Raw genomic sequence first — 21,493 nt, 5'->3', positions numbered from 1 at the left:
ATGAGCATCTTGGTGCCATGAGCATCAGGCGTGGAACGGGGATCAGGCGTGGAACGGGGATCAGGCGTGGAACGGGGATCAGGCGTGGAACGGGGATCAGGCGTGGAACGGGGATCAGGCGTGGAACGGGCATCTTGCCCGTGATCAATTTCCGGACGGACTATCCCAACCAGGCGCGAAGAGGCGGAAAATCAGGGCAAGCCCTTGGGTGGTGCGTTACGGGGCTACTGGCTACGAAGTTGAATATGATGGCAAGGCGCGCCCCTAACGCACCCTACGGACTCGGCCAGCCTTCAGAAAATTTTTAGATTTATCTATCCATAATGACTTGTTATTATAACATAAACAATGGGATAGTTTGATATCATTATCCCCGAGGGTGCAACTATAACGGCCACATCAGATTAAGCTAAATCGCTTAATGGTGATGGCTCCATACAGGTGTGTTCAGGAGTGCCTTATGAACTATATCAAAATTCTAGCTAAGCCTTTTCGTCAAGTCAAACAATTGTATAATGGCTCATTGACTCATTCTCCTATTAAACTAGCTAATCCAGGACCAGCTAATCCAGGACAATTGAGTCATTTGAAGATATTAAAGTCTTTCGCTAAACCGGTAATTAGCTCTGAGAAAACCTGCATCGTCTCGGTGGTGATTGGGAGTTATAACCGTAGACCTTTACTGGAAAAAGCGATTCAAAGTGTTCGAGATAATCAGATTCGGGTTCCCTATGAAATCATTGTGATTGACGGGGGGTCAACGGATGGCTCTTTAGAATGGCTCATTCAGCAGAAAGATATTATTACTATCATCCAACATAACCGAGGGGAATTCCAAGGAAAGCCACTCAAGCGTCGCAGTTGGGGGTATTTTATGAATCTTGGCTTTAAATCAGCTAAAGGTAAATATATTTTGATGATCAGTGATGATTGTCTGCTATTACCGAATGCGGTTAATTTAGGGTTGGACAAGTTTGAAGAGGTGGAAAAAGCTGGCGGAAAAATAGGGGGAGTAGCTTTCTATTTTCGGAATTGGCCAGAGGATGAAGAGTACTATGTACAACATACCCTTGGTGGCAAACTGTTTGTTAATCATGGTATGTACTTAAAAGAAGCCCTAGCAGCAGTTGACTGGGCGGATGAAGAGCGATATATCTTTTATAAAGCTGATGGTGATCTCTGTTTAAAGATGTGGCAGCTTAATTATGAAATTGTAGATTGTCCAGGGGCTTATGTTGAACATTATTATGATCGAAATGAAGCGGTTCGCCAGACTAACAATGCTGTTTTAGACCATGACCGAGAGGCTTACTTGAAGCGATGGGAAGGAATTTATTATCATCGATATAAGCGGGATCTCCGGAGACGAGTAAATAGGTTATATGAGGACAAAAATAGAACAGCAGACCAGTTTATGGACTTAGTTTATTAAGTTTTATAGGAGTAACTAAATGGCTTCGGTGAAACAGGAAATTGGTCGGTTGGTAAATCGTCTGTTAGCATCCATGAATTTAAAGTTGTTAAGGCTTTCAGACTACAAACAAATTGTTGAAGCGAGTCCCGATCCAGGCAGGGAGCTATGGCGATGGCTTCGTGAAAATTATTCGATTAAGACGGTAATTGATATTGGAGCAAATAATGGGGATTTTGCGGAATTTTTAGCCATTTACTTCAATGCTAAACAGACCTATGTATTTGAACCATTGCCATCTTATATATCAGACTTGGAAGGGAAAGGCGCTAAGATTCCTAATCTAAAAATTTTTAATGTAGCGTTGTCGGATTATCAAGGAGAAGAGTTATTCTATGAGAATTCTTATGGGCCAGCTTCTTCCATGTTAAGAATCAGTGAACTATGTAAGAAGGAATTTCCACAGACATCAGGAGAAAGTGAAATGAAAGTAAAGGTTTGCCCCCTGGATGACCTATTACAGTCAGAATTAGAGTCTGATCAATTTGAGAGAGATGTTTTTATAAAAATTGATGTCCAAGGGGTTGAAGATAAAGTGATAAAGGGAGGTAAAAAGCTATTTTCAATAGGGCGATGTGTTCTGGTAGAAATGTCATTTGTTCCCCTGTATAAGGAACAACCATTATTTGAAGAGGTACATGAATGTTTGGTAGAGTTGGGTTACCGATTTGCGGGAATTAAAAATCAAATTAATTCTATCAAGTCGGGACAGCCATTATTCTGTCATTGTTTGTATGTCCGTTAGGGTTGTGCAAGCTATCAGCTATCAGGTATCAGCTATCAGGTATCAGGTATCAGGTATCAGGTATCAGGTATCAGGTATCAGGTATCAGCTATCAGGTATTAGCTATCAGCGGTCAGCTATCAGGTATTAGCTATCAGGTATCAGCTATCAGCGGTCAGCTATCAGGTATCAGGTATCAGCTAATAGCTATTAGCTTATGGGCTACATCACGCTTGTGGCCTGTGCTACGGCTGACCACTGACCACTGACCGCTGACCGCTGACTGCTGTTCGCGTAGCGTGCGGGTAGCGCATATGCTGATAGCTGAATGCTGATAGCTGAATGCTGATAGCTGAATGCTTACGTTAATTTTTAGGAGTGAAGGTGAGGAGTGAAGCAACCATGAAACTTTCTGTTGTTGTTGGTACCTATAATCGATTGAGTCTTCTGAAGCAATGTATTACTAGTATTCTTGAACAAACATCAACCCCTACGAAAATTTATGTAACTGATGCGGGGTCTGATGATGGCACTATTGAGTATTTAAATGCGATCGCATCCTCAAATCCACAGGTGATTCCGATTTTGGTGGGAGAAAAGCTTGGTCAAGCTAAAGCCTATAATGATGTGTTCAGACTGGTAGATACTCCCTATGTGTGTTGGGTAAGTGATGATAATGTCATTGTGAATCAGGGTCTGGATACGGCGGTAAAAATACTTGAGGATAAGCCGAAGATCGCGATGGTAGCCCTGAAAGTAAGGGATAAACAAGGTCCCTTCGTGAGTGCTCCCTACATTGGTGGTGTCTCAGTAATTGGTGTATTAAATGTTAACCAAGGTGTGCTGAGAACTTCCGTATTAAAACAGGTGGGTGGATTCTGTGAAGTATTTCGAGATTATGGGATTGATCCGGATTTGACCACGAAAGTTTTATATTCAGGGAATGATATCGTTTATACTAAAAAAATTGCTATTCATCATTACCGGAATTGGAGTTCGGATCCTAATTCTCCAGAATATGCCCAAATGATGGAGAGGCAAAAGCACTATAAAGCCCTTTATGCGGAACGGTACTCAAAGTATGCTAAAGCAGGTTGGTTATGGCAACTGAAAAAGTATCTTTGGGCATTGTTTCGTAAAGGGATCGGGTTTGATCAACACTACAATTCAGACCAACCGATCTTCTGGAATCTCATCCCTCGGGATTGGCACAACATCATGACCAGTCGGTATATTAGTATCACCGATCCGATGACTACCCAACGTAAAAGTTATCACTTAATTCAACATTGTCCAGGATATTTACGACCGAGATCATTTGAAGTCGAGCCGTTATCGTAAAAGCTATCAGCTATCAGCTATCAGCTATCAGCTATCAGCTATCAGCTATCAGCTATCAGCTATAAGTTATTAGCTATATAGCAATTCTATATCCCATAAGGTACAACTTGATCCCCCTAAATCCCCCTTAATAAGGGGGACTTTGAGGTTGACAAGCGTACCTCATAACTGGGAGAAACGCTATAAGTTATTAGCTATCAGCTATAAGTTATTAGCTATCAGCTATAAGTTATTAGCTATCAGCTATCAGCTAAAGGCTGACCGCTGACGGCTGACCGCTGACCGCTGACGGCTGAATGCTGACAAAAAGACAAATAAGTATTGAAATCTCAGCTAATTAATGGTAAACCATTGGTCAGTGGTGAAAAACCGATAGGAATTTATTGGTTGTAGGAGTGTAAAATGTCTCGAAGACTGACTATTAATGGCTTTGAAATTCATGACGATAGCGATTGCTTTGTGATTGCTGAAATTGGGAATAACCATCAAGGCAGCTTGGAAAAGTGTAAAGAAATGTTCCGGATTGCTAAGGAATGCGGAGCGAATGCTGTAAAACTACAAAAACGAGACAATCGTGCCCTTTACACGAAAGCTGCTTTTGACAGACCTTATGACCATGAAAATAGTTTTGGTTTGACCTACGGTGAGCATCGGGAGTTTCTAGAATTTGGTGCTTACGAATATCAGGAATTGAAAAAGTATGCTGAAGAAGTAGGGATTACGTTTTTCTCTACTGCTTTTGATATTCCGAGTGCGGACTTTTTGGGTGAGTTGGATATGCCAGCTTATAAGATCGCTTCTGGAGACCTTAAGAGCTTGCCCCTAATTAAACATGTTGCCCAATTCCAAAAGCCGATGATCGTTAGCACGGGTGCAGCTACTTTAGAGGATGTGCAACGGGTTTATGATGCGATCATGCCGATTAACCCCCAGCTGTGTATCCTCCAATGTACGGCAAGCTATCCAGCGGACTTTGAAGAACTTGACCTGAAGGTGATCGAGACCTATCGGGAACTGTTCAGTGATATTGTGATTGGTCTATCTAGCCATGACAACGGTATCGCCATGGCAGTGGCGGCTTATGTTCTTGGGGCTCGTGTGATTGAGAAACACTTTACCCTGAACCGGGCGATGAAAGGAACAGACCATGCTTTCTCGTTAGAACCGACAGGGTTGCGCAAGATGGTAAGAGACCTCAGACGCACTCGCCAAGCTTTTGGGGATGGGGTGAAGAAAGTACACCTAAATGAACGTCCTGCTTACTTGAAGATGGGTAAAAAACTGGTTGCTGGGGATAATTTACCTGTAGGACATGTTTTAAGGGCAGAGGATATCGCGATGAAATCCCCAGGGGATGGTTTACCCCCTTATGAATTGGACCATGTGATTGGTAAAGTCTTAACCAAACCCCTAAGGGTGGATGAGTCGATTATGTTGGCTGGGTTGGTGGAAAATGTTGAAAAGGTTGCTTTGTAGGGTGTTGTTGGCTTCGTGAACTATTTTGACCTCTCTGGCAAAATCGCTATTGTTACTGGAGTCTTAGGTAAACTTGGACCGGTGTGGAGTCGGGCATTACTGGATGCTGGCGCAACGGTTGTGGGGATAGACCTACCATTGGCTCAGGTGCCAAGGTCTTTTGAGCTACTTCAACGGCATTATCCCAAGACTCGTTTGTTTTTGGAGCGGGGTGATATATGCGATCGCACTGCCATCATCGCAATCCGCGATCGCATCCTGACCGACATTGGCATTCCTGCTGTGATTGTCAACAATGCTGGGATTGACCAACCTCCTGGTCCAGTGAAAACCTACAGCTTGGAAGAGATACCCCTAGAGATTTGCCGCAATGTGTTTGAGGTGAATGTCTTGGGAGCATTCCAGGTGACTCAAGTCTTCGGTAGCCCGATGGTGGAAGCTAGACGAGGTTCAATCATTAATATCGGTTCCTTGTATGGGAGCGTATCTCCCGATGCCCGGTTTTATGAGCATCTGGAGTGCGACCCTCCTTTTTTAAAACCCCCTGCCTATGGGGCATCCAAGGCAGCACTGGTGAATTTAACCCGGTACTTTGCTACCCACTGGGGACCCTTTGGCATCCGGGTTAATGCCCTTTCTCCGGGAGGAGTATTGGGTGGACAAGATGAGGAATTCAAAGGTCAATTTTGCGATCGCGTTCCTCTAGGACGGATGGCAGAGTTTGATGATTTACTTGGCCCATTAGTGTTTCTGGCATCCGATGCCTCTGCCTATGTCACAGGTATCGAACTCAGAGTTGATGGTGGTTTTACAGTTTGGTAGATTAGACTCCTACTCCCTATTCCCTATTCCCTATTCCCTATCTTGATTGCTATTGTTTGAACTTCTATTGGTATCATGACTCACCATGAGACACTTCCAAGGGGGAAAAAATAATGGCACAAGACTATTTACCGAGCCAAGTCTTGAACTGGATTGATGGTCAACAAGTAGCAGCAGTGGCAGGAGAATGGTTTGAGAAGCTAGACCCCACTAATGGTCAAGTGCTATGTCAGGTGGCTCGCTCAAGAGCAGCAGATATTGAGCAAGCGGTAAGGTCAGCTAAACAGGCTCAACCGGCTTGGGCTGATACTCCCCCGGTACAACGGGGAGCTATCTTACACGAGATTGTCCTGGGTATGAAAGCCCGTCAGGAGGAGATTGCCAAGATAGTAGCAGCAGAAACCGGTAAGTCCTATAGTTCAGCTTATGGAGAAACTGGCGGTGCGATCGCATTAGGATTATTCTACGCTAGTGAAGGACAACGGTTGTATGGTCGCACCACTACCAGCGGTGTGGTTAATAAATATGCCATGACTGTGCGTCAACCTCTGGGAGTCGCTGGATTAATTATTGCCGCTAATACTCCCATTGCTAATGTAGCCTGGAAAGTCTTTCCAGCCCTGGTTTGTGGCAATAGCGCGGTATTAAAAGTAGCAGAAGACACTCCCGCCACGGCTTGGATAGTTGGACAAATTGCTCAAGAGGCTGGGTTACCCCCTGGTGTCCTCAATATTATTCAGGGATATGGTGAAGAAGCAGGTGCTCCCTTAGTTGCTCATAATGATGTCGCTGTGGTTAGCTTTACCGGCTCCACAGAAGTAGGACGAATTGTGCAACGGGTAGCTGGGGAGCGCTTTGGCAGGGTATCCCTGGAATTGGGGGGTAAGAATCCCTTGGTCGTGTGTGATGATGCGGATTTGAACAATGCCGTCAAGTGGACCTTACTCTCAGTGTTCAGTAATGCCGGTCAACGTTGTGCTTCTGCTAGTCGAATCATTGTCTTTGATAGCATTTATGAACAATTCCGTGACCAATTACTGGAGAAAACTAAGGAATTAAAATTAGGTTCCACTGACCAGGATGACCTGGGTCCTGTGATTAATGAGCAACAGTTGACTAACATGATTGCAGCGGTGAAACAGGCACAAGAAGCAGGAGCAACGGTGCTGGTGGGAGGCGATCGCTTAACAGACCCTGACCATGCTACTGGTTTCTATATGGCTCCGACCCTGCTAGAGAATGTAGACCCCCACGCCGAAATTTCTCAATGTGAATTATTTGGTCCGATTGCTAGTCTCTACCGGGTCAAAGACTTTAAGGAAGCTCTTGCTCTTGCTAACGATTCCCCCTATGGCTTAACTGCTTCGATTCACACTCGCAACATCCACCGTGCAGTAAGGTTTTGTGAGAAAGTCCAAACTGGAGTAGCTGTAGTGAATGCCGGTACCTATGGCAGTGAACCCCATATGCCCTTTGGTGGACTAAAGCAATCCGGTAATGGTACCCGTGAACCAGGCACAGAAGCGTTGGATGTCTATTCTGAGTTGAAGGATATCTATATTAATATCGATCCTGAGCAATTTTGATCATTAGGGAGTAGGGAGTAGGGAGTAGTTGATGTAGGGTGGGCAGTAAGTATCATAGCGATGGAAACCTTTGAAATTGGTTTTATACACTGCCCACCCTACGATTCATTTTATTTACTGTTGGTGGGCAGTGCTTATCAAAGCTACTACAGGCTTGGAAATTTATATTACGCACTGCCCACCATAGGATTAATTTTATTTCCTTAGGTATGTTTAAAAACTACTGAAAGATTATTAGCTGGCATTTGATAAGTTTTTTCAAGGATGAGATTATGATTACTGGCAACCTCTACAACATCTTCTAAATTACGTACTCCCCATTCTGGGTTTTGTTCTCGTAAATAGGAGTCAAAATCAGCATTGGAAAGTGCAGTGTGTTTATGACCTTGTTTGTAGGGACCGTATAAATATAGAATATCTCCTGATGAAAGGATACGACCAGCACCTGCCATTAATCCTAAACAAGTAGACCATGGTGAAATGTGAATCATATTAATGTTCACCATCGCTACAATATCTGGTATTTCTGATAGTATTTCCGTTTCTACCTTCCAAACTGGCTGACTGACATCAATATCAAGGGGTTGATGGAGGTTGTCGCTAGGGTAATCTTTAGCCCAGGCGATGATACTTTCACGGAGGGAAGCATCGATATCCGAAGGAATCCATTTTCTAGGGTTTAACTGTTGTGCAAAATAAATAGCGTGTTCTCCGGTACCGCTAGCAATTTCTAAAATTGTGCCAGTGGCTGGTAATATCTCTAAAAGTACGTTTAAAATGGGTTCCCGATTGCGCTGGGTTGCTGGGGCATATTTTCTGCTATCCACTAATTCTTCTCCCCGATATTGATAATCTATTGTAACGGGCAAGATGCCCATTCCACAGTAAGATGTTCATTCCACAAAGCTATTAATATCATCCCATACAGCGGTTTACAATTCGGTAGGGAGCAGGGAGCAGGGACTTCGGAGCAGGCAAGAGGGAAAAAATCCTGTGTACCTCATTAGAATAAAACCCGCTATAAACATCAGTTGACAAGCTTTAAAAAAATATAGTAAGTGGTGCGTTACGGTACGAAATTTTCCAACACTGACTACGGATAAAATCAGGGCAAACCCGTACCTAACGCACCCTACATAAATGATCATCATAGAATTTATTTTATCAAAAAAAATGAATAAAATACAAATAATTTTTATCTGATTATTACCACACTTACCATACTATTTATCCTCTCTACAATCTTGATATTTCGTAATAAAAAAAAATTCCTAAACCCCTTGACAATATATTAATAAATTAATATATTGATAGTGTAAACCATTTACACTAATCACTGGTCATGAATCAAAACATTAACCCCAACTCCGATGACAATCAAAACCCTGACAATCAAGGTCGCAAAGGGAAAAAAGTCAAGCACATCTTGATTGGTTCTCCTAAACAAGTTCGGCATACTATTTATGCTATTTATGGCCTTAAATATGCCTATCCCGAGGAGTGGAGCACTCCGGAGCCTACGGAAAATCCTGGTGAGGTTATGACCACCTTGATTCGATATTTGTACCTAGACTAGGATAGGGTTTTGCCAGCGATGCAGCGCGGTCTTGGGGGTTTCCCCCATGAGCGACTGCATCAAGACAGGGTTTGCCGCCCTGGCGGCCAGGAATTGTGGAGGTTATTTTGTGGAGGGGTATGACGTAAACTGAGTTGGGATGTTGTTGCTTTCGAGGAGTTGCACAATAACTCGATAATAATGTATTCGTTGATTAGTAGCGATGCAGCGCGGTCTTGGGGGTTCCCCCCATGAGCGACTGCATCAAGACAGTGATTTACATTTAAGTGCAGTTAAGCTGTACTTATGATGGCTTACACAATATAATTCGGTCAAGAATTGCGGTTAACCAAAACTTGACCGAATTTTTTTTTAGTATGTATAAAATTTATATTTAGGTTGTAAACAAAATTGTTACAAAACAAGGCAAAATGCAATACACAAAATTCAATATGGCAAAGAGATTCGGAGTTTTGTTGGACAATAAAAAAAGACTTACTACGTTTACATCTCATTTATAAAAGCTAGATCAGCGGTCAGTTATCAGCGGTCAGCGGTCAGTTATCAGCTTAAGCGCTACGCGCACGCTACGCGAACAGCTATCAGCTATCAGCTTTGGGCATTTGGCCAAGCTACACCGAACAGCTTTTGAATAAAATAAGCTGACGGCACCTCAAGTAGCGTGAGCTAAAAGCTCACGGCTGACCCCTGACCGCTGACCCCTGACCGCTGACCGCTGACCGCTCACAGTAAAATATATAGATATTGATCAACTATCTTCTCAACTATGACAACTCTCGTATTTGTCCATGGCACAGGGGTTAGGCAAGCTGCCTATGAGCAAACCTTTAAGATAGTTGAGGGTTTTGTCACAAAACAACGTCCAGATATTACCGTTGTTCCTTGCTTTTGGGGTGAGCAATTTGGGAGTAAGCTCAATGCTGAAGGGGCATCGATACCCTTGTATGATGCTACCTTAGCTCTGGATCAGGGAGAAGAAGAGGATCAAACTATTATTCTTTGGCAGGAGTTATATCGCAATCCCCTTTATGAGTTGGGATTGTTGTCGTTTAAACCTAGGACTGGTGGTGATAGTAATCCCTTTGGAGAACAACCGGGTGATCAATTACATGACCGGTTGCTGGATTTGATTCCTACTGGAGAATTGCAAGAAAAATTACAAGCAGCGGGCATAGCAGAGGTGTTTGATCAGGCACGACGCCATGTTACTCGCAGTGCTGTTTATCAAGAAGTATTAAACCAAGTCTCTGATTCAGATAGTGACTGTTATGATACTATCGCAAGAGCAATTGTTGCTCAGGCAATTTTTGACTCTCAGCAGCACCACCATGGCTTCATCCTTCCTGATCCGGAATTGCGTGATCAACTCGTGAAATCACTCAGTAATGCTTTGGGTAAGGAGGAAGACTTGGGATTGGGTGACTGGATCCAGAAACCACTTTCCTTATTGGCGGGTCCAGCGACAGCTTGGGTGAGGAGTAAGAGGGGTGCAATTACTGAAGCAAATACTCCTACACCTGGTGATATTATACTCTATCAAAGTCGGGGTCATAAAATACGTGATTTTATCCAAAAAACTATAGAAGATGCTGAACCACCAGTTGTTATATTAGCCCATAGTTTAGGAGGGATTGCTTGTGTTGATTTACTGGTAACTGAACCAATGGCACAGGTGACATTATTAATTACAGTTGGTTCTCAAGCTCCCTTTTTATACGAAATTAATGGCTTATATAGCCTAGAATTTGGTCAGCCTCTGCCCGACTTTTTTCCGGAGTGGTTGAATATTTATGATTCACGCGATTTCCTTAGTTACATTGGCGCTACTCTATTCCCTAATAAAGTGCAGGATGTTTTGGTGGATAGTAAACAACCGTTTCCCCAAGCTCATAGTGCTTATTGGACAAACCCAGCTACCTGGAAAGCAATTATCCCGCGATTACCATGACTATGGGTTCATCTCATATTTGCTGTTTGAACCGGTGGTGCGTTACGGGGCGGGCTATCACAACCCTGGCTACGCAAAAAATCATGGCAAGTCCGCCCCTAACGCACCCTACGGGACATTTATAAAAGTGAGATGCACTCCATGACCATTAATGCTAGGCCAGAAAAAACCTATGGGTTGATTGTCGGTATCGAGAACTATCAAGCAACAAACTGGAATGTTAATGGTCCCGTTCATGATGCCATCAAGTTTGCTGATTGGTTGTTATCACAAGCAGTGCCAACAGATAATATCAAGCTCTGTTTGTCTCCTTTAACTGAAAATAGTGAACTGGTTAAGGAATTTGAGATAACGTCAAAGCCAGCAACGGAGCATAATCTAGTTGATATCATTACCAATGACCTGTCCCAAAAAAACGGAGATTTACTGTTTATGTTTTGGGCTGGTCATGGTTTAATTACTTCGGAGCGGAATCGCAGGCTACTTTGTGCTGATGCTAGTAAAAATAATTGGCAGAATCTAGATTTTAATTCCCTGTTACTGCTTTTAGGTTCAGATGCCTTTAAAATTCCACATCATATTTGTATAGTCGATGCTTGTGCTAATTATGTTTTAGAGTCAAAAGGGCGACCAACCAATTTGGGAGGGAAACAGTTTCCTAGTGGTCAACCTAGGAAAGACAGTCAACAGTTTGTCTTACTAGCTACTAGAGAAGGGGAGACAGCCAAAGTTAACTCCTCAGAAAAAATGGGATACTTTTCCCAAGCAGTAAGAGAAGCGTTGGCGCACCATGACTGGCTGCCAGATATGCCAGCAGTTGCTAAGCACGTTAAACAACAATTTGCTAGTTTAAATAAACAACAACTACCAACCTATTTTTATCGGCGCAGTTGGGATGGTGATCGGGAGGATTATCATCCTAATCCCTTTGAAATTTCCCACAATATACCCAGTACTCAAGCCTGTAAGTTTGTGGATAGACACCAGCCACTGGAAAAGTTACATCAGCTATTGCAAGACAATACTATTGTGGCGATTACTGATCGCACAGGTAAGGGGGGAGTAGGGAAAACAGAACTAGCAATTCAATACTCTTGGTACAAATTAGAAGATTATCCCGGTGGATGTTGTTGGTTGTATTTCAAGGGAGTGGATATCGTCACCCAGCTCTCGGAATTTGCAATTGTGAATGAATTTCCTGGTTTTAATATTCCTGAAAATTTCAGCATTGCTAGCCAACTAGCTTATTGCTGGCGTAGCTGGCAACCAGGTAAGGTTTTATTAGTTTTCGATAATGTCACTAACATCGAGCAAATCAAAGACTACTTACCGCCCATGGGTTCTCGATTCAGGGTATTAATCACCACACGTAGCTCACAGTTAACCTATCCATCACTTTCTCTGGGGGGATTACCAGAAAATGAGGCTCTAGAGTTATTAGCAAACTTGTTAAGGCAAGAGTTTGATCAACAAGAGCTAGAGTTTGCCAAAACACTCTGTAAAAAAGTTCACTTTGAACCTTTAGCTTTATATACGTTGGCAGGGCTGTTCTCAAAGCCAGGGAGTACATGATGCTAGAAGAAATTTTATTGCTCCTAGAGCAGAAGCAATCTCAAGAAGGTGACTCTGGTACAGATGTTGTGCTGGAACTCAATTGGGATTCCTTAGAGTCTTCAGCTCAAACCATGGCTGGTCTCTTGAGTTTATTTGCTTTAGCTCCTATTCCCTGGTCATTAGTTTCAAAGGCTGCTAGAGCTGCTAGCTTAGACTTTGATTTGGTCGTTAATCGGGATATCTTAGTTCAAAAGTATTTACTACAGAAGTTGGATGATAATACCTACCAACTTCAGGAACGGATTAGAGACTTTTTGAGTATCAAGGGGGAACAATTAGCTGATATTGAAATCCTCAAACAGGGCTTTTGTTCAGCGATAGTAACAATAGCAAAGAATATTCCTGAGACCCCAACTCAGTCAGACATTCTAGCAATTACCCCTGCTATCCCTCACCTGGTGGAAGTTGTCACTAACCAAAAGGATTACTTAAATAACGAAGATTTAATCTGTCCTTTTGTTGGCTTAGCCTGGTTTTACCATGGTCAAGGCGCTTACGAACAAGCATGGCCTTGGTATGAGCAATGCTTATCAACGGTTAGAGAGCGCTTGGGTGAAGAACACCCTGATGTGGCCATCAGCCTCAACAACCTGGCTTATTTGTACTGGAAGCAGGGGCGATACCAAAAAGCGGAACCCCTTTACCTGCAAGCCTTAGACTTGATGAAACGTCTGCTGGGTCAACAACACCGAGATGTGGCAAGCACCCTCCAAAACCTGGCTTTACTGTACTATAGTCAGAGGCGATACCAAAAAGCGGAACTCCTTTACCTGCAAGCTTTAGACCTGAGGAAACGCCTCCTGGGCCAAGAACACCCAGATGTGGCAGAAATCCTCAACAACCTGGCAGTACTGTACGAAAGTCAGGGACAGTACTTGGAAGCGGAACCCCTGTACCAGCAGGCTCGAAAGATTGCTGTCAAACAGTTGGGAGAGGAACATCCTACAACTCGCATTATTTCCCTTAACTTGGAAGATCTATTGGGAAGATCTAATACCAAATCCGCTTGTCAAAACCCCTTTATGAAAATCAACCAAATCTTTCAAATCTTTTTATGCCAGGAATCTAGGACTATGCGGCTCAGGGGAGTATGGGAAGAGTATTTGGTACAATTTGGCAGCAAATCCATCCCTAAAACTAACGATAATACTATGGTTTTAAAACATAATTGAAAGTGTTATTGCAATCCTAGCAACCTATCACCATAGTTTAGGATTGTTTAAAGATTTTACGCATTTGATATTCACAGCAGCACCTGACTTCTCTATCTCGCGAAGTAGGAGCGCCTGCCAACCAAAAGGCCACTGCAATGGATATGGAGGAATGAAATGTGTTGCCAACTCTGCCTTAAAGCCAAATCGTTGATAATACCTAGGATCACCATACACGAAGACAATATTCACATTCATACTACGCAATCTCTTAATACCAGCATCAATTAGTTCACTCCCGATACCATTACCTTGGCATTCTGGCTTAACAGCGAGTGGTGCCAGAATATAGCCATGAAAATCTTGTTTTTCGGAAATAAATACAGGACTATATGCAACGTTTCCAATTATTTTATTGTCATCGACTGCTACCAATGATAAGGTACATGGCTCGGTAATATTGGATATGAGGTCATCAGCGAGAGATGCCACAAGATCACCCTCCCCGGTAGGAAAGGCTGACATATGTAAGGAGCGCACGCTCTCACGATCCCTTATTTCTGCATCTCGGATAATCATGTTGTGCGGCTTCATGTATTGAGTTATTATTTAATTCTATATCCCATAAGGTACAACTTGATCCCCCTAAATCCCCCTTATTAAGGGGGACTTTGAAGTTGAAAAGCGTACCTCATAACTGAGAGAAACGCTATATTATTCAATGTTTAGTCTAAATTACAGTTTTGATCAACCCAAGGTTTCTATGAAAAATCTAACTCTGCTATCTGGCACACTCCTGATTGCTACCTCTGGATTGGTTTTGGTGGCACCCCAGGCAGCTTCAGCTTTAAATTGGAACTGGAGTTATTCTGCTCCTGGTATCGAAGCCAGTGGTACTTTCACTACTAATGATACTCCTGATGATTTGGGTTTTTTCCTGATTTCTGAAATTACTGGCACCCGCAACACCGAAACAATTACTGGTTTGCAACCTACTGGTACTTCTACACCGGGAAACGAACCTTTCGAGGTTGACAATTTAATTAGTATTGATGGTAATCAGTTAACAACTGACGGCTTTGGGTTTTCCACCTCAGCTGGAAACTTTGTTAATGTCTTTTTCGCTAGTTTTTTGCAGCCCCCTAGTTTTTTTGAAATTTTTTCAGCACCGCCATTTATCACTGGTTTTGAAAATTTTGGACCAGAAGATAGCGAGTTGCCGATTAGTTTTTCTGCGAAACCGGTGATTGTCCCTGAACCCACTCATAGTATAAGTATCTTTACCCTTGCCATTCTCGGCTTAGCTTCAACCATCAAACGTAAGCTGAAACCTTCCCCATCTAAACAAAAGGTTTAGCCTCAATTACTCATCAGTAATAAAAAACTGATTTGTGAGTAAGGTATTAGGAAAGGGAGTAGGGAGTAGGGAGTAGGGAGTAGGGAGTAGGGAGTAGGTACCGGTGCATCTCAGTTTTGAAATTAGGCAAAAGTGAGATGCACCCAACAGGCAATAATTAATCGAGTATAAAGGGATTTTGGGTAATGTAAAAAGCGGTAATATTTTTATTAAATTACTACAGGAAATGCTATACTAAATCGAAATGCTATACTAAATTAGTATTGGTGTTCATAAGCTATTTATAAATGCTATAGCAGTGAGTAATAACAACGATAGATTAGACCGGATTGAAGCAGTGGTGGAGTCATTAGCCCGTTCTGTACTAGCTCTTGCTAATGACCATCAACAGAGAATTCATACCATTGAAAATGTTGAAGCAGTGGTGGAGTCATTAGCTCGTTCTGTAGAAGCTCTTACTAATGATCATCAACAGAGAATTCAGACCATGGAAGAGGTTGAAGCAGTGGTGCAGTCATTAGCTCGTTCTGTAGAAGCTATTGCCAATGACCATGGAGAGAGAATTCAGACCATGGAAGAGGTTGTCAATAGAGTTACCAGAGTTGAGGAAGGATTGACTCGGATGTTAATAGCTATCGATGATGACCGTCCCACTATTCTCAGGAAACTTAACACCATTGAAAATAAGCTGGATAGTTTACTAGAAGGGAACCAAAACAATTGATATAAATCTCCCTTGCCCCTTTTGCTTAAGCATTCAGCTATCAGCCCTCAGCTGACCGCTGATAGCTGAGGGCTGATAGCTTAGATTTAAGCTGGTTGAGATTTAGTCAATAATTTCAGAATTTCTACAATCTCACCCTGTCGGTTAGACAGTTGTTCCTGTCGCTGGGAAAGTTGTTCTTGTCGCTCATCTAAGTTCTCCATTAGGCCATACATTCGGGATTGACTTTGAGCTAAATTAGACTGAGAGTTTGCTAAATCGGCCATCACAGAATACAGTCGAGCGCGATCCCGTTTGAACTCATTAACAGTATCGGTTAGAGCTTCGATAGCACGAGCATTGGAATCGGTTCTTTGACGAAGCTGTTCAATTCTGTGACCGAGCTGTTCAATCTGTTGGTCGATGCGCTCAATGGCAGTAAATAAAAGGTTGAAACGGGTATCAAACTGGTCTGAGTTTGTCATTTACTTTGCTGCAATAGTGTGTAGTGTTTTATCAAGATCTGTAAGCTATCAGCTGAACGCGATCGCGTGCGCGTAGCGCTTAAGCTGATAGCTTACGCTAGTGGTTATAAACCCTAATTAGATTGAGTCAATAATTTCAGAATTTCTACAATCTCCCCCTGTCGGTTAGACAGTTGTTCCTGTCCCTGAGAAAGTTGTTCCTGTCGCTCATCTAAATTTTCCATAATGCCATACATTCGGGATTGACTGTCCGCTAAATTAGCCTGAGATTGAAATAAATTAGACTGAGATTGTGCTAAATTAGCCATTACAGAATACAGTTGAGAGCGATGGCCTTTGGCCACGCTACGCGAACGCGTTTGAACTCATTGACAGTATCGGTTAAAGCTTCAATGGCACGAGCATTAGAATCGGTTCTTTGACGAAGCTGTTCAATTTGTTGGCTAATCTGCTCGATCGCAGTTAGTAAAAGATTGAAACGGGTATCAAACTGGTCTGAGTTTGTCATTTGCTGCAATAGTGTTTAGTGTTTTCTCAATAGCTATAAGCAGTCAGCGGTCAGCGGTCAGCTGCTAGTGGTGCTTCAGGGGAGCCTTCATGTTTCGCCTCGTAGCCAGGGTTAAGTTGCTGCCCGTAACCCACCACTGCTGGGTCAAACTGATCACTGAGAGCTGAGAGCTGAGAGCTGATAGCTGAGAGCTGATAGCTGAGAGCTGATAGCTGATCACTGATAGCTAAATGCTCACGCTAGTGGTTCTAAACCCTAATTAGATTGAGTCAATAACTTCAGAATTTCTACAATCTCACCTTGTCGCTGGGAGAGTTGTTCCTGTCGCTCATCTAAGTTGGCCATCATCCCATACATTCGGGATTGATTTTGAGCTAAATCTGCCATCAAAGAGTATGCTTGAGCGCGATCTCGTTTGAACTCATGGACAGTATTGGTTAGAGCTTCAATGGCACGAGCATTAGAATCAATCCTGTGACCGAGCTGTTCCATCTGTTGGCTGATCCGTTCAATCTGTTGGTTGGTCTGCTCGATGGCACGAGCATTAGAATCGGTTCTTTGACCGAGCTGTTCAATCTGTTGGGTGATCCGCTCGAAGGCAGTTAGTAAAAGGTTGAAACGGGTATCAAACTGGTCTGAGTTTGTCATTTGCTTTGCTGCAATAGAATGTTTACGATCGCAGTTATCAATTGGTTGAAGTACGTTTTGGATTTTAGGTAACAGGGAATAGGGCATAGGATAAAAAATCTGTGTAAATCCTAAGTAGTATCACCGCTATAATTCTGATTAAACTAGTGTAGATTCTGTTTATGGTGTTATTTTTATAGTGTGATTTGCGATTACACGCTGTGAATGTTAATTTTTACCATTGCTCTATTAGAACGGTTTTTTACTACTTATGATTTACCAGATGATTTCCCTTAGCCAAAAAGTCACGCTACGCGAACAAGTTTATTTCCTTATTAAGGAAATCCTGTCTGTGGGATTTAATTCACGGTGGCAAGGAGCAATTATTACTCCCTAATCCCTACTTACTAAAACCCAGTAATTTGTACTTAAAGTAATTGATTTAACCATATATAATTATACACTATACTTGTCAATACTGACAAGTCTTAACTCCTAGCAATTACTAATAGCTAATTAACTGCAATGGTGAGTTATTATAAAACCAAAAATTACTCGTAAAATTGTAACGGGCAAGATGCCCGTTCTACTCCCGACTACTGTTAGCTGTCAGCCGTCAGCTGTCAGCCGTCAGCTGAAAATAAACCTCGTTTAGGATTGCTATAACTGATAGCTGATAACTGATAGCTGATAGCTGATAGCTGATAGCTGATAGCTGATAGCTTACCTATTCCCTATTTCTGTAAACTATAAAGTGGTGATCAAAAATTTGCCAGCAAGATTATTGTCTAAGATCAAGAAAATTGGTGGATTCTAAAACTCCGACAGTAGTTGCCCTAATTCCAGCCCGGGCTGGTTCCAAACGAGTACCTGGTAAAAATATTCGTCGTTTGAAAGGGCATCCGTTAATTGCTTATACTATTGCTGCTGCAACCCAAAGCCAAGTGTTCTCAGCAGTGATTGTTTCCACTGACTCAGAGGAGGTGGCGGAAATTGCTCGTTACTATAACGCTGAGGTACCATTTTTGCGTCCGCCAGAGTATGCTACTGACAAATCACCAGATATTGAGTGGATTGATTACACCCTGAGGCGTTTGAGTGATCTTGGGCGAGAATTTGATTGCTTCAGCATCCTGCGACCAACCAGTCCTTGTCGCCAACCCCAGACCATTCAACGAGCTTGGCAGGGTTTTTTGGCTCAAGCTAATCAAGTAGACTCCTTACGGGCAGTAGAGAAATGCCAGCAGCATCCTGGGAAAATGTGGGTACTCAACGGCAGCCTGATGAAACCGTTGCTTGAGCAGAACACTTTTGAATTAGGCAATTGTCAGGTTAACCATAACCTCCAACCCCCCAACCTACCCTTCTCGAACCCCAAAGGCCAACAACCTTGGCCAAAAGGCCACGCTACGCGAACAACCTTCAACCAGCTAACCACCCAACCAGCCAACCTTGGCCAAAAGGCCACGCTACGCGAACAACCTTCAACCCCCCAACCTTCAACCCCCCAACCTTCAACCCCCCAACCTTCAACCCCCCAACCTTCAACCCCCCATACCCCCTGGCATAGTACTCCCTATCAGGCCTTGCCAGAGGTCTATGTGCAAAATGCTAGCTTAGAAATTGCTTGGTCAAGAGTAGTGCTGGAAGAGTATACAATTGCTGGAAAGGTGATTATGCCATTTATTACCCATGATCATGAGGGATTAGATATTAATGACTTGAAAGATTGGTGGTATGTGAACTATTTAATAGAACAGGGAGACGCTCACTTACCTCTCGTCTGTCAAAAACCAATTTAGTTATATTTATTAAATGACAAATCTATCTTTAGTGCCCTTTCGGGAGTTTGAACGCCTGAAGGATTTAGACATTACTCCCGAAACTCATACTGAGCTTTTTGCTACCTACTGTCGAATCAATACTTTATATATGATAAAACAGGCGGGTTCAGGGCATATTGGTAGTAGTTTTAGTAGTTTAGATATTGTTTGTTGGCTGTTTTTAAATGAATTACGGGTTAGGAAAACTAACTCTAATCAACCACGGGATATTTATTTTTCCTCTAAGGGTCACGATGTACCGGGTTTTTACTCGGTTTTGATTGGCCATGGTTTGCTGGAGTTTGAGCGTATCCATAGCTTGAGGCGGCTAGATGGACTTCCTGGCCATCCAGATATTTCGATTCCGTTCTTGGAAACGAATACTGGTTCCTTGGGAATGGGGGTTTCTAAGGCTAAGGGGATGATTAGCGCAAATCGGCTGATGGGTCGAGAGGGAAACGTTTATATCTTAACTGGGGATGGGGAGTTGCAGGAGGGTCAGTTTTGGGAGTCTCTCCAACCAGCAGCAAATCTGGGATTCCATGAGATGACTGTGATTGTGGATCATAATAAAATCCAGTCCGATACTTGGGTGTCCCAAGTGAGTGACTTGGGGGACTTGGAACGGAAGTTTGCGGCCTATGGCTGGTATGTTGAGCGCTGTGATGGTAATGATGTCAAGGCTTTAGGGAATGCGATCGCAAAATTGAAAGCAGTCACTAATCAGCCCAAAATCCTGATTGCTGACACCATTAAGGGCAAAGGAATCTCCTTTATGGAACACACGGCCATCAGACCAGAAGACAACTTATATCACTTCCATAGTGGGGCACCGGATGATGAAGCCTACACGACCGGAGTCGCAGAACTAATTGCTGCTGCCAATACCCAATTGGAACAAGTTGGAGCATCCCCCTTAGCATTGGAGATGCTATCCTATGCCAAACCTGCTGTAGCTAATGGGGCGCAACGACTGGTTAGTGCCTATTCCAAAGCTTTGGTTACCCAAGCAGAACGGAATCAAGACCTGGTAGTACTAGATGCCGATTTAATGCTCGATTGTGGGTTGATTCCCTTTAAAGACAAGTTCCCGAAACGGTTCTTTGAGTGTGGCATTGCCGAACAAGATATGGTATCCCAGGCCGGGGGGATGGCACTGAAAGGGTTACTGCCCATCGTGCATTCCTTTGCTTGTTTCCTATCCACCAGACCCAATGAGCAAATCTATAATAATGCTACCGAACGGACTAAGATTATTTATGTTGGCTCCCTAGCTGGGTTGCTACCCGGTGGTCCTGGTCATTCTCACCAATCGGTAAGGGATATTTCTGCCCTAGGAGCGATACCGAATATGGTGATGATTGAACCAGCTAATGAAGCAGAAGTATCCCTAGCTCTAGACTACTGTTTGCATCGAACTATCAGTAGTTGCTATATCAGGCTAGTCTCGATCCCCTGTCAGATTCCCTATCAATTGCCAGAGGATTATCAGTTGGAGTTGGGTCAGGGGATTGCCTTAACTGAGGGGCAAGACGCTATTTTATTTGGTTACGGTCCCGTGCTGCTGCCACAAGCCTATCAAGCTGCCCAGTTATTGGCTCAGAATCACGGTATCACCCTAAAAGTAGTCAATTTGCCTTGGCTAAATTTTGTGGATTTAGACTGGTTGGAACAAATCCTCCAAGGTTACTCCTGGGTGTTTACCCTGGATAACCATTATGTAATAGGAGGACAGGGGGATCGGATTGTAAGTGGGTTGGCAGAATTAGGATTGTCTGGGCAAATACAGGTCAGGCAATTTGGAGTATTTGATATTCCGAAATGCGGTCAAAATCAGGAAGTGCTTCGTGCTCATGGGCTGGATGCTGAAAGCTTAGCATTTGAGATTAATAAAACTATGATGTAGCATTTTTATTTAAGTTGTGAATATACTCCCTCAAGCCAAGGCAAGAGGCAAGGTAAGCATATGCGCTACGCGCACGCTGCGCGAACAGCCGTCAGCCGTCAGCCGTCAGCTAAAAGCTCACGCTACGCGAATCGCTTACTTAAAATAAACCTTGAACGGGAGAATTTAAAGGTGCGCTTGACCCATTAAGAATTGAATTTGCCACGGGTATCACCTAATAGTTCGAGATTAATCAGAATTGAAAGTATGCTGATAGCTGATAGCTGATAGCTGATAGCTGATAGCTGATAGCTGATAGCTGATAGCTGATAGCTGATAGCTGATAGCTGATAGCTGATAGCTGATAGCTGATAGCTGATAGCTGATAGCTGATAG

General features: G+C 43.1%; 25 protein-coding genes. 16 read left to right on the top strand and 9 right to left on the bottom strand.

Annotation, left to right across the window (positions count from 1 at the left end; genetic code table 11):
• The first annotated feature begins 460 nt into the window (after positions 1-460).
• A complete protein-coding gene (locus tag F6K63_RS24240; RefSeq protein WP_008188061.1) occupies positions 461-1,432 on the top strand; it encodes a glycosyltransferase family 2 protein in 972 nt (323 codons plus the stop codon).
• A gap of 19 nt (positions 1,433-1,451) precedes the next feature.
• Positions 1,452-2,216: an FkbM family methyltransferase gene (locus tag F6K63_RS24235; RefSeq protein ID WP_287249497.1), complete on the top strand. Its 765-nt coding sequence runs from the start codon at positions 1,452-1,454 to the stop codon at positions 2,214-2,216.
• A gap of 175 nt (positions 2,217-2,391) precedes the next feature.
• Here F6K63_RS24235 and F6K63_RS24230 read toward each other — a convergent pair whose 3' ends face one another.
• Positions 2,392-2,595, bottom strand: a complete 204-nt coding sequence (locus F6K63_RS24230; protein WP_287249499.1) for a hypothetical protein — start codon at positions 2,593-2,595, stop codon at positions 2,392-2,394.
• Between the two features lie 2 nt (positions 2,596-2,597).
• Here F6K63_RS24230 and F6K63_RS24225 point away from each other — a divergent pair, with 2 nt between their 5' ends.
• The 4 genes from F6K63_RS24225 (at position 2,598) to F6K63_RS24210 (ending at position 7,420) form a co-directional block, all read left to right on the top strand.
• Positions 2,598-3,536, top strand: a complete 939-nt coding sequence (locus F6K63_RS24225) for a glycosyltransferase family 2 protein (protein ID WP_287249501.1) — start codon at positions 2,598-2,600, stop codon at positions 3,534-3,536.
• Between the two features lie 402 nt (positions 3,537-3,938).
• Positions 3,939-5,012 carry an N-acetylneuraminate synthase family protein gene (locus F6K63_RS24220; RefSeq protein WP_008188057.1) on the top strand — a complete coding sequence of 358 codons (1,074 nt, stop codon included), beginning with the start codon at positions 3,939-3,941 and terminating at the stop codon, positions 5,010-5,012.
• A gap of 15 nt (positions 5,013-5,027) precedes the next feature.
• The gene (locus tag F6K63_RS24215) at positions 5,028-5,834 is read left to right on the top strand and encodes an SDR family oxidoreductase (RefSeq protein WP_287313308.1); all 807 of its coding nucleotides are present in this window, start codon (positions 5,028-5,030) and stop codon (positions 5,832-5,834) included.
• A 113-nt stretch (positions 5,835-5,947) separates the two neighbouring features.
• Positions 5,948-7,420: an aldehyde dehydrogenase family protein gene (locus tag F6K63_RS24210; protein WP_287313307.1), complete on the top strand. Its 1,473-nt coding sequence runs from the start codon at positions 5,948-5,950 to the stop codon at positions 7,418-7,420.
• A 203-nt stretch (positions 7,421-7,623) separates the two neighbouring features.
• On the opposite strand, the gene F6K63_RS24205 is transcribed toward F6K63_RS24210, so the two are convergent.
• Entirely contained in the window at positions 7,624-8,289 is a 666-nt protein-coding gene (locus F6K63_RS24205) for a DUF938 domain-containing protein (RefSeq protein WP_287313306.1), read from the bottom strand.
• 473 nt (positions 8,290-8,762) lie between these two features.
• On the opposite strand from F6K63_RS24205, the gene F6K63_RS24200 reads away from it, so the two are divergent.
• The 4 genes from F6K63_RS24200 (at position 8,763) to F6K63_RS24185 (ending at position 13,730) form a co-directional block, all read left to right on the top strand.
• A complete protein-coding gene (locus tag F6K63_RS24200) occupies positions 8,763-8,996 on the top strand; it encodes a hypothetical protein (protein WP_287313305.1) in 234 nt (77 codons plus the stop codon).
• A gap of 766 nt (positions 8,997-9,762) precedes the next feature.
• Positions 9,763-10,944, top strand: a complete 1,182-nt coding sequence (locus F6K63_RS24195; protein ID WP_008181916.1) for a hypothetical protein — start codon at positions 9,763-9,765, stop codon at positions 10,942-10,944.
• A 141-nt stretch (positions 10,945-11,085) separates the two neighbouring features.
• A complete protein-coding gene (locus F6K63_RS24190) occupies positions 11,086-12,516 on the top strand; it encodes a caspase family protein (protein WP_071106196.1) in 1,431 nt (476 codons plus the stop codon).
• Complete coding sequence (locus tag F6K63_RS24185; protein WP_287267128.1) at positions 12,516-13,730, top strand: tetratricopeptide repeat protein; 1,215 nt, start codon at positions 12,516-12,518, stop codon at positions 13,728-13,730. Before F6K63_RS24190 ends, F6K63_RS24185 begins: the two co-directional genes overlap by 1 nt.
• Positions 13,731-13,757: 27 nt before the next feature.
• Here F6K63_RS24185 and F6K63_RS24180 read toward each other — a convergent pair whose 3' ends face one another.
• On the bottom strand, positions 13,758-14,288 hold the full coding sequence (locus tag F6K63_RS24180; RefSeq protein ID WP_287254541.1) for a GNAT family N-acetyltransferase: 531 nt from the start codon (positions 14,286-14,288) through the stop codon (positions 13,758-13,760).
• Positions 14,289-14,472: 184 nt separating this feature from the next.
• On the opposite strand from F6K63_RS24180, the gene F6K63_RS24175 reads away from it, so the two are divergent.
• Positions 14,473-15,066 (top strand): hypothetical protein, encoded by a 594-nt coding sequence (locus F6K63_RS24175; RefSeq protein ID WP_044492566.1) that lies wholly within the window; start codon positions 14,473-14,475, stop codon positions 15,064-15,066.
• 6 nt (positions 15,067-15,072) lie between these two features.
• Here F6K63_RS24175 and F6K63_RS24170 read toward each other — a convergent pair whose 3' ends face one another.
• Entirely contained in the window at positions 15,073-15,213 is a 141-nt protein-coding gene (locus tag F6K63_RS24170; protein WP_154659737.1) for a hypothetical protein, read from the bottom strand.
• 151 nt (positions 15,214-15,364) lie between these two features.
• Between F6K63_RS24170 and F6K63_RS24165 the strand changes: the two genes are divergently transcribed.
• Positions 15,365-15,790, top strand: coding sequence for a hypothetical protein (locus F6K63_RS24165; RefSeq protein WP_008181906.1), 426 nt, complete (start codon positions 15,365-15,367; stop codon positions 15,788-15,790).
• Positions 15,791-15,876: 86 nt separating this feature from the next.
• Here the strand turns inward: F6K63_RS24165 and F6K63_RS24160 are convergent, their stop codons facing one another.
• From F6K63_RS24160 to F6K63_RS24145, 4 genes are all read right to left on the bottom strand, one after another.
• The gene (locus tag F6K63_RS24160; RefSeq protein ID WP_287253795.1) at positions 15,877-16,254 is read right to left on the bottom strand and encodes a hypothetical protein; all 378 of its coding nucleotides are present in this window, start codon (positions 16,252-16,254) and stop codon (positions 15,877-15,879) included.
• A 113-nt stretch (positions 16,255-16,367) separates the two neighbouring features.
• On the bottom strand, positions 16,368-16,562 hold the full coding sequence (locus tag F6K63_RS24155) for a hypothetical protein (RefSeq protein ID WP_008181903.1): 195 nt from the start codon (positions 16,560-16,562) through the stop codon (positions 16,368-16,370).
• On the bottom strand, positions 16,562-16,762 hold the full coding sequence (locus tag F6K63_RS24150) for a hypothetical protein (RefSeq protein ID WP_008181902.1): 201 nt from the start codon (positions 16,760-16,762) through the stop codon (positions 16,562-16,564). The genes F6K63_RS24155 and F6K63_RS24150 overlap by 1 nt, the downstream gene beginning before the upstream one ends.
• Positions 16,763-17,017: 255 nt before the next feature.
• Positions 17,018-17,497 (bottom strand): methyl-accepting chemotaxis protein, encoded by a 480-nt coding sequence (locus F6K63_RS24145; RefSeq protein ID WP_287313304.1) that lies wholly within the window; start codon positions 17,495-17,497, stop codon positions 17,018-17,020.
• A 163-nt stretch (positions 17,498-17,660) separates the two neighbouring features.
• Between F6K63_RS24145 and F6K63_RS24140 the strand changes: the two genes are divergently transcribed.
• The 4 genes from F6K63_RS24140 to F6K63_RS24125 all read left to right on the top strand — a co-directional run bounded on the left by F6K63_RS24140 (position 17,661) and on the right by F6K63_RS24125 (position 21,266).
• Positions 17,661-17,786, top strand: a complete 126-nt coding sequence (locus F6K63_RS24140; RefSeq protein ID WP_287313303.1) for a hypothetical protein — start codon at positions 17,661-17,663, stop codon at positions 17,784-17,786.
• Between the two features lie 409 nt (positions 17,787-18,195).
• Positions 18,196-19,191, top strand: a complete 996-nt coding sequence (locus F6K63_RS24135) for an acylneuraminate cytidylyltransferase family protein (protein ID WP_287313302.1) — start codon at positions 18,196-18,198, stop codon at positions 19,189-19,191.
• A 13-nt stretch (positions 19,192-19,204) separates the two neighbouring features.
• On the top strand, positions 19,205-21,118 hold the full coding sequence (locus F6K63_RS24130) for a thiamine pyrophosphate-binding protein (RefSeq protein WP_287313301.1): 1,914 nt from the start codon (positions 19,205-19,207) through the stop codon (positions 21,116-21,118).
• A gap of 16 nt (positions 21,119-21,134) precedes the next feature.
• Positions 21,135-21,266, top strand: coding sequence for a hypothetical protein (locus F6K63_RS24125; protein ID WP_287297663.1), 132 nt, complete (start codon positions 21,135-21,137; stop codon positions 21,264-21,266).
• A gap of 37 nt (positions 21,267-21,303) precedes the next feature.
• On the opposite strand, the gene F6K63_RS24120 is transcribed toward F6K63_RS24125, so the two are convergent.
• A partial coding sequence (locus tag F6K63_RS24120; protein ID WP_287267144.1) for a hypothetical protein occupies positions 21,304-21,493 on the bottom strand: 190 nt, incomplete at its 5' end.

It is taken from the genome of Moorena sp. SIO1G6, assembly GCF_010672795.1.
Taxonomy (GTDB): Bacteria; Cyanobacteriota; Cyanobacteriia; order Cyanobacteriales; family Coleofasciculaceae; genus Moorena; species Moorena producens.
The sequence above is the reverse complement of the archived record's forward strand: the minus strand, read 5'-3'. Positions and strand labels throughout refer to the sequence as shown.

Excerpts from the sequence above, each read along its gene's own strand:
- F6K63_RS24240 (WP_008188061.1), top strand. The coding sequence starts at position 461 with ATGAACTATATCAAAATTCTAGCTAAGCCTTTTCGTCAAGTCAAACAA.
- F6K63_RS24235 (WP_287249497.1), top strand. The coding sequence starts at position 1,452 with ATGGCTTCGGTGAAACAGGAAATTGGTCGGTTGGTAAATCGTCTGTTA.
- F6K63_RS24225 (WP_287249501.1), top strand. The coding sequence starts at position 2,598 with ATGAAACTTTCTGTTGTTGTTGGTACCTATAATCGATTGAGTCTTCTG.
- F6K63_RS24220 (WP_008188057.1), top strand. The coding sequence starts at position 3,939 with ATGTCTCGAAGACTGACTATTAATGGCTTTGAAATTCATGACGATAGC.
- F6K63_RS24210 (WP_287313307.1), top strand. The coding sequence starts at position 5,948 with ATGGCACAAGACTATTTACCGAGCCAAGTCTTGAACTGGATTGATGGT.
- F6K63_RS24200 (WP_287313305.1), top strand. The coding sequence starts at position 8,763 with ATGAATCAAAACATTAACCCCAACTCCGATGACAATCAAAACCCTGAC.
- F6K63_RS24195 (WP_008181916.1), top strand. The coding sequence starts at position 9,763 with ATGACAACTCTCGTATTTGTCCATGGCACAGGGGTTAGGCAAGCTGCC.
- F6K63_RS24190 (WP_071106196.1), top strand. The coding sequence starts at position 11,086 with ATGACCATTAATGCTAGGCCAGAAAAAACCTATGGGTTGATTGTCGGT.
- F6K63_RS24185 (WP_287267128.1), top strand. The coding sequence starts at position 12,516 with ATGCTAGAAGAAATTTTATTGCTCCTAGAGCAGAAGCAATCTCAAGAA.
- F6K63_RS24180 (WP_287254541.1), bottom strand. The coding sequence starts at position 14,288 with ATGATTATCCGAGATGCAGAAATAAGGGATCGTGAGAGCGTGCGCTCC.
- F6K63_RS24175 (WP_044492566.1), top strand. The coding sequence starts at position 14,473 with ATGAAAAATCTAACTCTGCTATCTGGCACACTCCTGATTGCTACCTCT.
- F6K63_RS24160 (WP_287253795.1), bottom strand. The coding sequence starts at position 16,254 with ATGACAAACTCAGACCAGTTTGATACCCGTTTCAACCTTTTATTTACT.
- F6K63_RS24155 (WP_008181903.1), bottom strand. The coding sequence starts at position 16,562 with ATGGCTAATTTAGCACAATCTCAGTCTAATTTATTTCAATCTCAGGCT.
- F6K63_RS24150 (WP_008181902.1), bottom strand. The coding sequence starts at position 16,762 with ATGACAAACTCAGACCAGTTTGATACCCGTTTCAATCTTTTACTAACT.
- F6K63_RS24145 (WP_287313304.1), bottom strand. The coding sequence starts at position 17,497 with ATGCCCTATTCCCTGTTACCTAAAATCCAAAACGTACTTCAACCAATT.
- F6K63_RS24140 (WP_287313303.1), top strand. The coding sequence starts at position 17,661 with ATGATTTACCAGATGATTTCCCTTAGCCAAAAAGTCACGCTACGCGAA.
- F6K63_RS24130 (WP_287313301.1), top strand. The coding sequence starts at position 19,205 with ATGACAAATCTATCTTTAGTGCCCTTTCGGGAGTTTGAACGCCTGAAG.